The organism is Dactylosporangium vinaceum, from assembly GCF_019904175.1.
GTDB lineage: Bacteria > Actinomycetota > Actinomycetes > Mycobacteriales > Micromonosporaceae > Dactylosporangium > Dactylosporangium vinaceum.
In genome coordinates, this window is the sequence record NZ_CP061913.1 from 11609323 (window position 1) to 11621188 (window position 11866).

Consider the following 11866-nt stretch of genomic DNA (forward strand, 5'->3'; position numbering starts at 1 on the left):
CGGTGGCGTGGATGGCTGGTCGGGCACGGTTCGCGGTGCGGCCGGCGGGGGTCATGCGGCTTTGAGGGTTGGGGCCGTGGACGTCGACACGCTGTCGACAGGCTGTCGACGGTGGCGCTTGACGGTGGCCTCGCTCAAGCCGAGGCGTGCGGCGATCGTGGCGTCACTGGCCTTCGGGCTGCGGGCGATCGCGGCGGCGATGCGCTGGGCCGCACCTGGAGGCGGCGTTCGAGCGCGACGAGGTGTCCATCGACTTCGCCGGCTTCAGCGGCGAGACGTTGCAGGGCGCGCTCGCCGAGGTGCTCGACCGGGTACGCGCCGGCCAGCTGGCGTCCAAGCGCATCGCGATCCGCGTCATGGTCTCGGACATGGGCGTGCCGATGGCGATTCCAGCCGGCGCCGACACCGCCTCAGACGATCCGACGGTGCGGGAGCGCGCGGAGCGGATCACGAGCCGTTCGCTCGACGCCATCGTCGACCAGGTCCACGAGCTGGGCGAGCTGGGGCTGGTCGAGTCCGCGACCGTTCAGGCGCGGGTGCACTCGGCCTCGCCGCTGTTAAAGCTCTACATCATCAACGACAGCGAAGTGTTCTTCGGGTTCTACCCCGGTCACCGAACGAACGGTGGCGTTCAAGGGCGAGCCGCTGGCCATCTATGACCTGATGGGCAAGGACGTGCCGCTGTTCAACTACCAGGTCAGCGACGAGGACGCCTCGCACGGGACGCAGTTCGTGTGGGCCGCGAAGGAGTGGTTCGACTCGGTGTGGAACAGCGTGACGAGGGAGTACCAGGGATGAGCGACGACCTGCGGACGCTGCTCGCGCGCAGCCGCGCCATCCTGCTCGACTTCGACGGGCCGGTCTGCAGCATCTTCGGTGGCCACCCGGCGCCGCTCGTCGCAGCCGAGCTGCTCAACCTCCTGGAAGCGCGCGACGTCGACCTGACCGACGACATCCGGTCCGAGACGGACCCGATGGAGGTGCTGCGGTGGTCGGCGACGCTCGGCCAGCCCGAGCTGCTGCGCGAGGTCGAGGACGCGCTGTGCCGCGCCGAGCTGCTCGCCGCGGAATCCGCCATACCCGAGCCGTACGGGCGCGAGGTCATCGTGGCCGCCCGCGAGTCCGGGCGGCCGGTAGCGATCGTCAGCAACAACTCGGCCGGCGCCATCGAGGCGTACCTCAAGGCCCACCGCCTCGCCGGGCACATCGCGAACATCTCTGGGCGCGCCTACGCGCAGCCGGAGCGGATGAAGCCGAACCCTGAGCCGTTGTGGCGCGCGGCGACCGCGCTTGAGGTTGAACCGGCGGCGTCCGTGCTGATCGGGGATTCGCTGTTCGACATCGAGGGCGCCCAGGCGGCCGGCGTGCCGGTGATCGCCTACGCCAACAAGCCGCCGAAGGTCCAGCGCTTCACCGATGCGTCCGCCGACGTGGTGGTGACCAGCATGGGCGAGATCGCCTCGGCGCTGATGTCCCTCGCCGGCTGACCGACCTACGCCGCCGGCTGTTGCTGCACCACAGCGACAGCACGAGCAGCCCTACCTACCGCGTCGAGCGCGGCGCGCAGCTGGTCGACCTGCCCCAGGGTCAGGTCATGCACACCGCTCTCACCGAACTGCGTCACGAAGCTCAACGCCACGAACGGCACCCGACCGTGCTGGACGTACTCGACGTTCACACCGCAGCCGGAACGGTCGTCGTACAGCACGGTGCACTCCGGCTGAGGCTCCGGGTCAATGTCCTGGTCGATACTCACGTCTACCTCTTCTCAGCACGTAGGAACGGGACGGTCTGCGACCACCCGAGAAACCGGTCGTAGAGGCCGGCAGGCCACCCGCGCTGAGGTCGGCCGATGCCTCCGTAAGCCGGATCGTTAGCAGCAGAGCCAATGCAGCGGGATCGGCGGCGAACTCAGCGGCCAGCCGGCGACGCCCCCAGGGACAAGGCCAGGGTCGACCACACCCAGTGCAGGACCAACCCGGACGCGCCGCCACGTGCCGACGCGCCACTTCCAGCCCGACGGGTAAGGCGACGGCACGTGCCAGTTCGCGAGCGTAGGACGATGCTTCGCTGGCGACCTTCAGCGCGCCGCGAATCGCGTCCATGGAAGCGCCGCCAGGGCTGCTCGACAGGTACAGACGACTCGCGTGGTCGGTGACGACTAGGACCAGGCCGTTGCCGGTCTGCTCGGTCCACGCGCCAGCCGAGCACAAGTCGAGATCAACACTCGATGCTTGCCTGTCCACTCGATCATCCTGTTCAGGTCCGAAGCGCTGATGACGATGTGGGTGACAACGGCTTGGACGCCGCTGCCCTGCCCCAGACCAAGCGTAGGACTGTACGTCTCTGTACGTCCAGAGACGTAGCTGAAGGACTGATAATGTACCTGCACATTTACGTTGGCCGCATGGTCGATCCGGATGGTCCTACGCCGGTGTACGTGCAGATCGCTGACATCATCCAGCTGCGGATCGAGGCCGGCGAGCTACAGCCCAACCGGCCCATCCCGAGCGAATTAGCCCTTCAGCAGGAATTTGGTGTGGCGCGAGGCACAGCTCGCCGTGCCGTCGAACTCCTCCGCGACCGCGGCCTAGTCTTCACCGTCCCGCAGCGAGGGACATTTGTCTCCCAGCAGACACCCTAATGCTCTGATGATGCAGGTAAGAAATTGATCGACCTACTTCAGGCCCTGCAGGCGCGCCGATCGGTCACGGCGCTCATTTTGCGCCTTAACCCGAATCGACCTCTTCATCTCGGCAGCCATGGCCGCCTTACGTTGGTCAGTCACGTCGGTTCGGCGTTTACCGCCGGACAAGACGGCGGCACAATAGCTTGGCCCGTGAACTGCACACCAAGTAGCGGTGAGCAGTTTTCCCTCTCGACTTCCGTCGCCTTCCGGGATCTTTTCGATGGTCACGTCGTTCCAGATCGAAGGACTCGGCGTTGAACATTCGCATGTGACGGCTAGATAATCGTTGTCCGAGATCCAATCCCAGATCTCGCCAGTAACGATCATTTGGTGACGGTCAGCCAGCTGTGCGCACTTGGCGGCATAGTTCACAGCTCGTCCCGCCCAAACAGGCTCCTGATGTTTCGTTCGCGGAACACCAACCCTCTTGACCAATAATGGGCTACTTCCGATGCCCACCTTCAGCCCTGTTTCCGGCAAGGTTTCCCACTTTTTCTCAAGGCGAGGAACCAGATGCCTCTCACTGAAGGTCTTAATCGTAATACCCGCACAGACAGCTCGGGCCTTCCGACCGTCCCCCCAGAACAGTCCGAACGCTCCGTCGCCCTGAATGGCGACGAAGTCTGCCTCAAACTCGTCGAAGATCTTGACCACGCCACCGGTCGCCGCTTCGTAAATACTGGCCGTTGAGGCGGCCTTCTTGTTAAGACCTAGGCTTGTTGAGCTTTTTAGATCAGCAACAACAGCAACCGCGTCTTTGAGCTTGTGCCACTTCCTTGCTTCAATCGGCAAGCTGTCCAGATCGAGATCATGCCCCTTGTCGATCACGTCCGGCATGCTGGACAGCTCGGTCGCCACAGTCCCATCCACGGCACCCAGGAGCGAACCAAGGTCAACTTCAGTCACGAGCCCCTCCTCTCGTCGGGCAGAGCATAGAGGAGGGGTACGACAATTTTCGGAAGCAGACATCACGGCCCGAGTGACCAGCACACTCGACCCGAACCGGCGAGTGTCGCAACTGTCCACATCCCCCGAGCCGGGTACGGTGTCAGGCCGTGAAGACCGACGACGCATGGAAGTCCCTTGCCCAGGTCAACGAGTGGATTCGGTTCGCGGACGTCAAGGCCGGCGCCGTCCTTGCTGGCAGCGGCGTACTGGGTGGACTCTTGATCAAGGCAATACCGGACCGAGCCACCTTCCACCAACACCCGGCACGAGCTACCTTGATCTCTCTGGCAATCATCTGCGTCGGGTGCAGCGCGCTGATCACTCTAAGGACGCTGGCCCCCCGCTTGAGAACGGGGGAAGCGCGCTCCATGATCTACTTCGATCATATCGCTCGCAAGTATGCGAAGGACCGGAGCACGTTCGTCGACCGCTACATCAGTCTTGCGGACAAGGAAGAGGATCTCGTAAGGCAGCTGATTGATCAGGTGTGGTCCAACAGCATGGTCGCAAGGCGAAAGTTTCGGCGCGTGTCGTTTGCGGTGGTTTTTCTTGGCTCTTCCATGGCCTTCTCTGGAACATCGGTAATACTACAGAGGGTTTGGGATCTATGAAGAGCACAGGTACGCGCTACAGCCACCAGGATAGCTATACAAGGATGGTCCAGATCCTGAATGCTGCGGACGTGAGTTATGTGAAAACCGACTCTCTACCCCCGCGAGAACGTCTTACGTTCAACAACGGCTTCTACGCCTACTGTTCGGCAATGTTTGTCGACATTCGAGAATCATCGAAGCTACCCGATAAGTACCGGCGCCCCAAGCTAGCCAAACTGTACCGGGCTTACATCTCCGAGGTGGTTGCCGTCATGGATGGCAGTGCTGACTGCCGGGAGGTAAATATTGTTGGCGACGGGGTATGGGGCGTCTTCGATACACCGACTACCGATGAAATCGACGATGTTTTCGCAACCTCAGCCGAGGTTAGCTCGGCCATAATAATGCTGAACTATGCGCTCCGACGCCACGACTACGAGCCCATCCGAGTAGGGATAGGCTTATCGTACGGCCGCGCATTGGTCGTGAAGGCCGGCTACTCCGGGAGTGGCATTAACGACATCGTCTATATGGGCGATGTTGTTAACCAAGCAGCAAAGCTTGCCGCCCATGGCAATGAGAACTACGGTGACGGCAGAACGATGGTCTCTCAGATCTTCTACCAAAACCTCAAGTCGGAGAACCAAAGGCTTCTCACGTGGAGCGCTTCCCGACATGCTTGGCATGGCAACATCGTCGACAGTGCGATGGAGGCCTGGTTCGAGGAGAACTGTCAGTAGGCGCCCGGCGGCAGCAGTCCGGGGGGCGGCGAAGACCAACCACGCCGGCAGCGCGCTACGCGGTGGGCTGTAGCGGTCGACTTGCGCCTGGACCGTGCCTTAAAGCCGTCACTTGCGGACGTTTCAGCAGTTCAAGTGCGGCGTTGCACTCGGTCTGAAAACCGGTGAGGCGTTCCGCGTCTCCGTGGGTTCGAATCCCACGCCCTCCGCCGAAGATCAACAGCGATCCCTGGGCGTTGACGAACATACGTCTTACAATCCAGGAAAGCTGACCGTAGCATCGTTGCTACCTTCCGTAGGGGGTGGTCGATGCCACGGAGCGAGGAGCCCGGAGCCGGACAGCGCCGAGCCAAGCTCGCCCGGTCTGATGCGGGGCTACGGCCGGGATTTGCGCGCTACCTGGATCTCGAGGCGATCGCCGACGAGCTGCGATGCTTCGAGCTCGCGCTGATACCGGGCCTGCTGCAGACCGAGCGTTACGCGCGGGCGGCGATCACCGCCTTTGCCGACATCGACAGCTCCCGGGACCAGATCGACGTGCGCATCGCCACGCGTCTTGAGCGCCGGCGACAGCTCGTGGCGTCCGACGGACCGCGGGCCTGGTTCGTGCTCGACGAGGCCGCGCTGATGCCACGCATCGGCGATGCGTCGGTCATGGACGAGCAGCTCACACAGCTGCTGAGCCTGGCCGAGCAGCCCAATATCGACATCGTCGTGCTCCCCCGGACGGCCGGGCTCCATGCGGGTCTGACCGGCCCGTTCGTGCTGCTCGCGTTCGACGGCGGGACGACTGCGGAGGTCGTCGGCTCCGAAAACCTGGGCGACACCGTGCTGCGAACCGAGCCCGAGTTGGTCCGGGCCTATCGAGCACTCTTCGAGCGGATGCAAGGGGACAGCACGGCAGAGCCCATCGAAGCGAGCTTGCGTAGGCTCCGCGGCGAACACTGAGGGGTGACCACCGGAAGGTGGCCACCCCTCGTGCTTAGTGGCCGGACGGCGGGTCGAAGGCGCCCGACTGCACCGCCGTCAGGAATTGCCGCCAGGTTCCGGCGGAGCAGAGCAGCACCGGGCCGCGCCGGTCCTTGGTGTCCCGGATCGCCACGCCTCCTCCCGGCAGGGTCGTGGCGACCTCGACGCAGTTGGTGCCGCCGCTGCGGGTGGACACCTTCCATTGAGTGCTCGGGTCGCTGACTAAATACGAGAACATCGTCGTCTCCGTGTCTGTCGCTCAGATTGTTCTGGAGACTGCCTCGATGAGACGGATCGAGTCGTCAGGGCTGATGGCTATGGCACGAAGACGGTCGAAGGCTCGACGATAGCGGGCGATATCGGCAGGCTTCTCGAGGTAGAGGGAGCCGACAAGCCCCTCGACCAGGACGACTCCGGGTAACCCTTCCGCGAACTCCAGCCAGGCGAAGGCGCTGCTCATCGCCTGATGCGCGCCTGCGGCGAACGGGATGACCTGGACCGTGACGTGCCGATGCCCAGCCACTTCGGCCAGGAACCCCAGTTGACGGCGCATGACGTCAGGCCCCCCGACCTGTCGGTGCAGTACCGCCTCATCGAGCACCGCCCACAGTTCGGGCTCCTCGTTCTCCGTGATCGAGTGTTGCCGGACCATACGCACCTCAACGGTCTGCTCGACCTGGTCGCCGGTCAGCTCGGGCCGCACCGCACGCAGGACCGTGCGGGCGTAGTCCGCCGTCTGCAGCGGTCCGGGCACAATGGAGGACTCGAAGTTGTTAATCTTCAGCGCCTCCGACTCGAGGCCGAGATACTCTCCGCCCTCGATGTCGTACTGCTGCCACCAGCCCTGCTCCCTCGCCTCTCGGGCGAGCTGCAGGAGCTGCGCGGTGCGCTCGGCAGTCAGACCATAGATCTGACACAGATCACGCACGTCACGCAGGATGGGTGATCGCTCACCCGACTCGATTCTGCTGATCTTCGACGGGTGGGCCATGAGCCGTTCGGCCACGTCGGAGACCTTCAGGTCCTTCTCGATCCGGTATTGGCGCAGGAGGTTGCCCAACGCCCTTCGGCGCACCGTCGGGCTCTTGGCTCGCGGCACCGCGGATCCTTTCCGAGATCAATCTCTATCGGCGTCGCCGACACCGTGATCAAGTCGGCAACTTACTCCCGGCAAAGCATGTTTGGCAATTGCCAAAAGTACCGTGTCGTGTCCATCATGAATTGGGTGCTCCTTCTGCCCACCCAAATCCGGTGCGGACGTCGCGCCGATTCGTCCGGGCTCCAGGTTCACACCCAGCCGACAGTCCTCCCGATCTGGGCGGACAGTCCATGGGAGGCAGCCATGGCCAACCCGTACGAGCCGCTGCCCGACATGTGCCGTCCCGCGACGAGTGACGTGACACCCGCAGCGGCTGGCACGTGCGACAGACGGCATTTGCCGGACGACCTCATGCGTAACGGAGCGTACCGCCCTCAGACCGCGGCGGGCAGCCTCCCTCTGGAAAAAAGCGGCAAGCCTGACTGGATCAACCAGACGTCCTCACCGGCCGCCGGAGTCGGCTCGCAGCAGCCAGCCCACGTCATGCCGCCGGCGCTCAGCTTCATCGAGCACCGGTGGAGCCACGCCGAGCAAGGGTTCCGCTACGCGCTCCTGCAGCTTTTCATCGTCCACGGCGTGATCGCGGCCGCCGTCATCCCTGCCGTGTTGGTCATCAGCGGCGTCGGGCTGATCTTCCCCGACTGGCCGGCCGCCGGTGCCGCGGGCGGGCTGAGCTCGCTGCTCGGCGTCTTGGTATGGCGTCGCGGTCGCCGGCAGCGTCCGTAGAGCGGTCAGGCGGAGGCGAAGGACTCGCCGTTGGTCATGATGGGGACCGTGTGCGACGTGCCCGCCTGGGCGGCCAGGCGGACGTCCTCCGCGTAGCCGCGCTGGATCAGTTCCTGGCCGCTCACGCACCGCCGGACCGCGGCGGCCACGTTGCGGACCGCGGCCAGGGCGGCCAGGGATACGGCGGCCTCCACGGACAGGGGGGAGCCCAGCATGGACAGGCCGTCCAGGACGGCGGCCGCGCCCAGGAGGTCCTCCACGCACGGGCGCAGGGTACCGTCGGGCCAGAGTTCGCCGGCCGCTATGACGCCCACCGCGGAGGTCGGGGTTCCGTGGCCGTGGGCGTGCAGCCAGCGGGCTACTGCGGGGGCGTTGCGGAGGCAGGCGGCGACCACCGGTACCCCCGTGGAGGCCGCGGCCGAGCAGATGGTCGCGCCGTTCGGGGAGGGGAGCACGAGCTGGTCCACCAGCGGGGCTGACTGGAGGGCCGCCGGGGACAGGCTCCAGGGCTGGGCCGCCGAAGTCTGGCGGCGGCCCACCGCGACCGCCGCCCCGAGGCGGTTGGCGTAGTCCGGCGCCTGGTCGCTCCACGGGAACGGGTGGACGCGGATGCCGCGGGAGACGGCGACGTCCACCGCGGTGGAGAAGGAGAGGACGTCGACCACGACCAGGACCGAGCAGACGCGGGCCAGTTCGGCCGCGCCGGCCGGGCCCCAGTCGAAGCGGGCGCCCGAGCCGGGCTGGCTGTGGACGCCCTCCGGCATCGGCGTTACGACTCGGTGTCGAGCGGAGCGTGCGGTACCTCCGGAGCCTCCACCGGCTCGAAGTACGACTGGGCGTCCGGCGCGCGGTATGCGGGAGCCTCGGTCGACACCTCGCCGAAGAGGGCGGGCAGGGTGCCCATCCAGGCCGAGCGGAGCTCGTCCAGGGCGATCGTGAACTGGCCGCGGACGTCCAGGGCGCGGCTGCGGCCGTCGACGGTGCCGATGATGGTGACCGGCAGGCCGTGCTGGGCGCACAGGGCGGTGAACGCCTTCTCGTGGCCGCGGGGCACCGAGACCAGGGCGCGGGCCGTGGACTCGGAGAACAGCGCCACGAACGGGTTGAGGCCCTCGGGGAGGGTGATGTTCGCGCCGCAGTCGTAGCGGAGCGTGGCCTCGACCAGGGCCTGGGCCAGGCCGCCGTCGGACAGGTCGTGGGCGCTCGACAGGTGGCCGCGCTCGCCGGCCTCGGTGAGCACGCCGGCCAGGATGCGCTCGCGGGTCAGGTTCACCCGCGGGGGCTGACCGCCCAGGTGCTCGTGGGTGACCCAGGCCCACTCGGAGCCGGAGAGCTCCTCGGTGGTCTCGCCCAGGAGCATGATCAGGTCACTGTCGCCGCCGAAGCCCATCGGGACGCGGCTGCCGACGTTCTGCATGATGCCCAGGACGCCCACGACCGGGGTCGGGTGGATGGCCTGCGAGCCGGTGGAGTTGTAGAACGAGACGTTGCCGCCGGTCACCGGGATGCCGAGCTCGGCGCATCCGTCGGCCAGGCCGCGGACGGCCTCGGCGAACTGCCACATGACCTGCGGGTCCTCGGGGGAGCCGAAGTTGAGGCAGTTGGTGACGGCGAGCGGGGTGGCGCCCGCGGTGGCGACGTTGCGGTACGCCTCCGCCAGCGCCAGCTTCGCCCCGTTGTACGGGTCGAGGCGGGCGAACCGCGCGTTGCCGTCGACGGAGAGCGCGATGCCCAGGCCGGTCTGCTCGTCGATGCGCACGACGCCGGAGTTCTCGGGCTGGGCGAGGATCGTGTTGCCCTGCACGTAGCGGTCGTACTGCTCGGTGACCCAGCTCTTGTCGCACAGGTTCGGGCTGGCCGCGAGGCGCAGGAGGGTCTCGCGCAGCTCGACCCCGGTACGCGGCCGGGGCAGCGTCTCCGCCCGGTCGGCCTGGAGCAGGATGAGGTCGGCCGGCTCGCGCATCGGGCGGGCGTAGACCGGGCCGTCGTCGACGAGCGAGCCCGGCGGGACGTCGACGACGGTCTCGCCGTGCCAGGTGATGACCAGGCGGCCGGTGTCGGTGACGGTGCCGATCGCGGTGGCGATGACGCCCCAGCGGTCGGCGACCTTCAGCACCTCGTCGAGCTTGGCCGGGTCGACGATCAGGAGCATGCGCTCCTGCGACTCGCTGGCCAGGACCTCCTGCGGGTCCATCGACGCCTCGCGGAGCGGGACCTTGTTGAGGTCGACGTCCATGCCGGTGCCGGCGGCGGCCGCGGTCTCGGTGAGGGCGCAGGTGAGGCCGGCGCCGCCGAGGTCCTGGACGCCGACGATCAGGCTGCGCTCGTACAGCTCCAGGCAGCTCTCGATCAGGAGCTTCTCGATGAACGGGTCGCCGACCTGGACCGACGGGCGGCGGGCCGGGCCGTCGGCGTTGAAGGTGGCGCTGGCCAGCACGGACACGCCGCCGATGCCGTCGCGGCCGGTCTTGGCGCCGAGCAGCACGACGATGTTGCCGGGGCCGTGCGCCTCCTTGTTCTGCAGGCGGTTGACCGGCAGGACGCCGACGCAGAGCGCGTTGACGAGCGGGTTGCCCTGGTAGCAGGGGTCGAAGACGACCTCGCCGCCGATGTTGGGCAGGCCCAGGCAGTTGCCGTAGCCGCCGACGCCCGCGACGATGCCGGGCAGGACGCGCTTGGTGTCCTCGTGGTCGGCCGCGCCGAAGCGCAGCGGGTCCATGACCGCGACCGGGCGGGCGCCCATGGCCAGGATGTCGCGGACGATGCCGCCGACGCCTGTCGCGGCGCCCTGGTAGGGCTCGACGAAGCTCGGGTGGTTGTGCGACTCCACCTTGAAGGTGACCGCGATCTCGTCGGAGATGCGGATCACGCCCGCGTTCTCACCGATGCCGGCCAGCATGAGCTCGGACTTGGGCGCCTTCTCGCTGAACTGGCGCAGGTGGACCTTGCTGCTCTTGTACGAGCAGTGCTCGCTCCACATGATCGAGTACATGGCCAGCTCCGACGTCGTCGGCCGGCGCCCCAGGATCTGGCGGATCCGCTGGTACTCGTCCTCGCGCAGCCCCAGGTCCTCGTAGGGCTGCTCCTCGTCGGGGGTCTTGTCGGCCTGCTCGACGGTGTCGAACCCAGCGGCGGTCATACTCGCGCTCCAAGGTGAGCGAGCACTGACGTGAAGATGCCCAGGCCGTCGATCGACGGCCCGGTCAGCACCTCGACGGCGTGCTCCGGGTGGGGCATGATCCCGACGACGTTGCCGGCCGCATTGCTGATCGCCGCGATGTCGTGCAGCGAACCGTTCGGGTTTCCCCGGATGTACCGGGCCACGACCCGGCCCTCGGCCTCGAGCTCGTCGAGGGTGCGCTCGTCGGCCATGTAGCAGCCCTCCCCGTTCTTGACGGGGATCACGACCTCCTGGCGGGGCTGGAAGCCGACGGTCCAGGCGGTGGTGTTGTTCTCGATGCGCAGGCCCTGGTCGCGGTTGCGGAAGTGCAGGTGCTGGTTGCGCGTGAGCGCCCCCGGCAGCAGGTGGGCCTCGCACAGGACCTGGAAGCCGTTGCAGATGCCGAGCACGGGCAGCCCGTCGCCGGCGGCCCGCACGATCGAGTCCATGACCGCGGAGAACCGGGCGATGGCGCCGGCCCGCAGGTAGTCGCCGTAGGAAAAGCCACCCGGCAGGATGACGCCGTCCACCCCATAGAGGTCGGCGTCGGCGTGCCAGAGCGGGATGGCCGCGGCCCCGGCGAGGTGCACGGCCCGGGCGGCGTCGCGGTCGTCGAGCGAGCCGGGGAACGTGACGACCCCGATGCGGGCGGTCACTGTTCTCCACCCTCCGCGGCCGACGCGTCGGCCGTCGCGAGTGCCGGCTCCTCCTCCACCCGCAGGGTGAAGTCCTCGATCACGGGGTTGGCCAGCAGCTTGTCGGCGATCTCCTGAGCCCGGTCGAGGTCGGCGGAGCCCTCGAACTCGATCTCGATGCGCTTGCCGATGCGCACCGAGGACACGCCGTCCACGCCGAGGCGTGGCAGCGCGTTCGCGACGGCCTGACCCTGGGGGTCCAGGATCTCCGGTTTGAGCATGACGTCCACCACGACGCGGGCCACGG

14 protein-coding genes and 1 pseudogene are annotated in these 11866 nt (G+C 66.8%); 7 read left to right on the forward strand and 8 right to left on the reverse strand.

From position 1 onward, the window contains the following. Positions 1–209 precede the first annotated feature (209 nt). A pseudogene (locus Dvina_RS52310) lies at positions 210–798 on the forward strand (GntR family transcriptional regulator); the annotation flags it as partial. After that, positions 795–1487, forward strand: coding sequence for an HAD family hydrolase (locus tag Dvina_RS52320; RefSeq protein ID WP_223099788.1), 693 nt, complete (start codon positions 795–797; stop codon positions 1485–1487). The pseudogene Dvina_RS52310 and the gene Dvina_RS52320, both read left to right, overlap by 4 nt. A 5-nt stretch (positions 1488–1492) precedes the next feature. Here Dvina_RS52320 and Dvina_RS52325 read toward each other — a convergent pair whose 3' ends face one another. Further along, positions 1493–1756, reverse strand: a complete 264-nt coding sequence (locus Dvina_RS52325) for a hypothetical protein (protein WP_223099790.1) — start codon at positions 1754–1756, stop codon at positions 1493–1495. A gap of 651 nt (positions 1757–2407) precedes the next feature. Between Dvina_RS52325 and Dvina_RS52330 the strand changes: the two genes are divergently transcribed. Continuing rightward, entirely contained in the window at positions 2408–2644 is a 237-nt protein-coding gene (locus tag Dvina_RS52330) for a GntR family transcriptional regulator (protein ID WP_223106209.1), read from the forward strand. A gap of 33 nt (positions 2645–2677) precedes the next feature. On the opposite strand, the gene Dvina_RS52335 is transcribed toward Dvina_RS52330, so the two are convergent. Further along, entirely contained in the window at positions 2678–3595 is a 918-nt protein-coding gene (locus tag Dvina_RS52335) for a nucleotidyl cyclase domain-containing protein (protein WP_223099792.1), read from the reverse strand. A 149-nt stretch (positions 3596–3744) separates the two neighbouring features. Between Dvina_RS52335 and Dvina_RS52340 the strand changes: the two genes are divergently transcribed. The 3 genes from Dvina_RS52340 to Dvina_RS52350 all read left to right on the forward strand — a co-directional run bounded on the left by Dvina_RS52340 (position 3745) and on the right by Dvina_RS52350 (position 5918). Further along, positions 3745–4248 carry a Pycsar system effector family protein gene (locus Dvina_RS52340; RefSeq protein WP_223099794.1) on the forward strand — a complete coding sequence of 168 codons (504 nt, stop codon included), beginning with the start codon at positions 3745–3747 and terminating at the stop codon, positions 4246–4248. Further along, complete coding sequence (locus tag Dvina_RS52345; protein WP_223099796.1) at positions 4245–4970, forward strand: adenylate/guanylate cyclase domain-containing protein; 726 nt, start codon at positions 4245–4247, stop codon at positions 4968–4970. Before Dvina_RS52340 ends, Dvina_RS52345 begins: the two co-directional genes overlap by 4 nt. Positions 4971–5279: 309 nt before the next feature. Next, complete coding sequence (locus Dvina_RS52350; RefSeq protein WP_223099798.1) at positions 5280–5918, forward strand: DUF5753 domain-containing protein; 639 nt, start codon at positions 5280–5282, stop codon at positions 5916–5918. Positions 5919–5952: 34 nt separating this feature from the next. Here the strand turns inward: Dvina_RS52350 and Dvina_RS52355 are convergent, their stop codons facing one another. Both Dvina_RS52355 and Dvina_RS52360 read right to left on the reverse strand, forming a co-directional pair. Further along, entirely contained in the window at positions 5953–6177 is a 225-nt protein-coding gene (locus tag Dvina_RS52355) for a DUF397 domain-containing protein (RefSeq protein ID WP_223099800.1), read from the reverse strand. A 21-nt stretch (positions 6178–6198) separates the two neighbouring features. After that, positions 6199–7038 carry a helix-turn-helix domain-containing protein gene (locus tag Dvina_RS52360; protein ID WP_223099802.1) on the reverse strand — a complete coding sequence of 280 codons (840 nt, stop codon included), beginning with the start codon at positions 7036–7038 and terminating at the stop codon, positions 6199–6201. 243 nt (positions 7039–7281) lie between these two features. Here Dvina_RS52360 and Dvina_RS52365 point away from each other — a divergent pair, with 243 nt between their 5' ends. Further along, positions 7282–7764 carry a hypothetical protein gene (locus Dvina_RS52365; protein ID WP_223099804.1) on the forward strand — a complete coding sequence of 161 codons (483 nt, stop codon included), beginning with the start codon at positions 7282–7284 and terminating at the stop codon, positions 7762–7764. Positions 7765–7769: 5 nt separating this feature from the next. Here Dvina_RS52365 and Dvina_RS52370 read toward each other — a convergent pair whose 3' ends face one another. From Dvina_RS52370 to purS, 4 genes are read right to left on the reverse strand one after another with little or no spacing between them, the layout of a single operon-like run. Next, on the reverse strand, positions 7770–8528 hold the full coding sequence (locus Dvina_RS52370; protein WP_223099806.1) for a 2-phosphosulfolactate phosphatase: 759 nt from the start codon (positions 8526–8528) through the stop codon (positions 7770–7772). A 5-nt stretch (positions 8529–8533) separates the two neighbouring features. Further along, positions 8534–10903, reverse strand: a complete 2370-nt coding sequence (gene purL, locus Dvina_RS52375) for a phosphoribosylformylglycinamidine synthase subunit PurL (RefSeq protein ID WP_223099808.1) — start codon at positions 10901–10903, stop codon at positions 8534–8536. After that, on the reverse strand, positions 10900–11580 hold the full coding sequence (gene purQ, locus Dvina_RS52380; protein WP_223099810.1) for a phosphoribosylformylglycinamidine synthase subunit PurQ: 681 nt from the start codon (positions 11578–11580) through the stop codon (positions 10900–10902). Before purQ ends, purL begins: the two co-directional genes overlap by 4 nt. Beyond that, positions 11577–11864 carry a phosphoribosylformylglycinamidine synthase subunit PurS gene (purS, locus tag Dvina_RS52385; protein WP_223099812.1) on the reverse strand — a complete coding sequence of 96 codons (288 nt, stop codon included), beginning with the start codon at positions 11862–11864 and terminating at the stop codon, positions 11577–11579. The genes purQ and purS overlap by 4 nt, the downstream gene beginning before the upstream one ends. Positions 11865–11866 lie beyond the last annotated feature (2 nt).

Coding starts and splice junctions, on each gene's coding strand:
- Dvina_RS52350 (WP_223099798.1), top strand. CDS start 5,280: ATGCCACGGAGCGAGGAGCCCGGAGCCGGACAGCGCCGAGCCAAGCTC.
- Dvina_RS52370 (WP_223099806.1), bottom strand. CDS start 8,528: ATGCCGGAGGGCGTCCACAGCCAGCCCGGCTCGGGCGCCCGCTTCGAC.
- Dvina_RS52320 (WP_223099788.1), top strand. CDS start 795: ATGAGCGACGACCTGCGGACGCTGCTCGCGCGCAGCCGCGCCATCCTG.
- Dvina_RS52355 (WP_223099800.1), bottom strand. CDS start 6,177: ATGTTCTCGTATTTAGTCAGCGACCCGAGCACTCAATGGAAGGTGTCC.
- Dvina_RS52365 (WP_223099804.1), top strand. CDS start 7,282: ATGGCCAACCCGTACGAGCCGCTGCCCGACATGTGCCGTCCCGCGACG.
- Dvina_RS52345 (WP_223099796.1), top strand. CDS start 4,245: ATGAAGAGCACAGGTACGCGCTACAGCCACCAGGATAGCTATACAAGG.
- purL (WP_223099808.1), bottom strand. CDS start 10,903: ATGACCGCCGCTGGGTTCGACACCGTCGAGCAGGCCGACAAGACCCCC.
- Dvina_RS52330 (WP_223106209.1), top strand. CDS start 2,408: ATGGTCGATCCGGATGGTCCTACGCCGGTGTACGTGCAGATCGCTGAC.